Origin of the sequence: Vibrio neptunius (assembly GCF_000967495.1) — a bacterium.
GTDB lineage: Bacteria > Pseudomonadota > Gammaproteobacteria > Enterobacterales > Vibrionaceae > Vibrio > Vibrio neptunius.
Window position 1 is genome coordinate 1 of record NZ_JXXU01000131.1, and the last position, 1,609, is coordinate 1,609.

Annotated in this window: 1 protein-coding gene; it reads right to left on the bottom strand. The window is 37.4% G+C overall.

Annotation, left to right across the window (positions count from 1 at the left end; all coding sequences use genetic code 11):
• Nucleotides 1–260 precede the first annotated feature (260 nt).
• Nucleotides 261–1,154: a hypothetical protein gene (locus TW84_RS23340; RefSeq protein ID WP_045977997.1), complete on the bottom strand. Its 894-nt coding sequence runs from the start codon at nucleotides 1,152–1,154 to the stop codon at nucleotides 261–263.
• Nucleotides 1,155–1,609 lie beyond the last annotated feature (455 nt).

Genomic DNA, 1,609 nt, shown 5'->3' on the forward strand with positions numbered 1-1,609 from the left:
ATGCCTTATATGTTGGCCAACAATAAGTGTTGTTCAAAGCCTATTCGTTGTGAGAAAGATCTAGAACACGGGTGAGATTCTTTTGGTGTGTGTCCTGAATTTGTGAATTTGGGTAGGGAAAGTCAGGCAGAAAAATCAGACTGCCTGTTATTAAAGTGTTCTAAGTATAGAGCGAGAAAGCACTATAAGTGGTTAAATTTATCGGCTATCTCACTGGCTATATTTATTAAAATGTTGATTCGACTAAATAGTAATCTTATTTATGCGTTAATAAACACTTGTGCTAAATTGTCTAGTTCTTCATCTTCTAGGTAAGAAATCATCTCTTCCTCTACATCAGAGATTAATCCAGAGCGTTTAAGTTCAATAAATGCTTCTATAAAAATTTCTTCGTATTTGTGCCAAACTGAGGAATAACCATCATATTCATTGAGTGTTGAACAGAAATCGTAGTCAATCGGGTCTTCATCGTGTGACTCTGGGCAAACTTCGGCTGACTTGACCGCTTTACGACCCTTCGCTTGTTTAATAAATAAGCGGAGTACTTCAGGGTTAAGAGGATAGAAAGTAAAGCATGCGAAAAGGCACCATGTGTACTCTTCATCAGTTAAGCTGCTAAGATCAAGCTCAGGATCCTGTAGCAAGCGGTAAACGTAATCGGCCATATATGAGTCCATTTCTACGTAGTTGCCGATTTCACACATGATCTTGAAAAAAGCAGTCGCAGATATTTTTCTTGCTTGATGCAATTGCTTGAGGCCGGGTTCAATAATATCTTCGAAGAATTGGCTATCAAACTCTGTATAGTGAGCGGTCATTGCGGCTACGTAATGTTCATGAAATGGAAAGCCAATACCAAGCATCATGCTGTTCCGACAGGCTTTTTCAATATAATCTGCCTGATGATGATCGATCAGTTCACCCAAACAAATTTCAAGCTTTATGGTTGTGAGATCGTCCCCCATTAGTTCAGCATATTGTTTGATTTCTGTAATATCTAACGCAGCGGTTACATCTAGATAGCTCTCAAATAATTCTTCACCAAGCGCTGTGACAGTAGCAATGTCTCGCACAGCCAACGCTTTTTTTAAGTTGTCTAACTCATCGGAAATTAAGCCGTTGTCATACCAATCGGAAAAATAGTGCTGAGTCATGATGTTATTTCCTTAATGTTGTGTATACCGCAGACTACCTGCGCATAAAATGAAGATGAGACAGAACGCAATGTAAATAGGCACAAATAACAGTAATGCATAGTTTTTGAACAAGTAGGGCTAAATTTTTTCTCAGCCAAAATTTACTATTTTTTTTGTTTCATATAAGTTCCGGTGAGTTTATCTTCTTTACAAGAAGGTGCCAACTACGCCTTGTGTTATAAATAGCCGTTTATTGAGTTGTAATTCTATTAGAGAAAATAACTTTTATCGCTATATTTAATTTCTCATTAACTACAGATTGTTCAATATAGATAAAGGTCTACTAAAGCTCAAAATGGTTATTGGTATTGGGGAACGACGCTGGTTCTTTTAGTGTGTGTCCTGAATTTTTGCTGAATTTTTGAATTTTCTGTGTGTGTCCTGAATTTTCTTAAGGCTTGAAGAACGGGTGG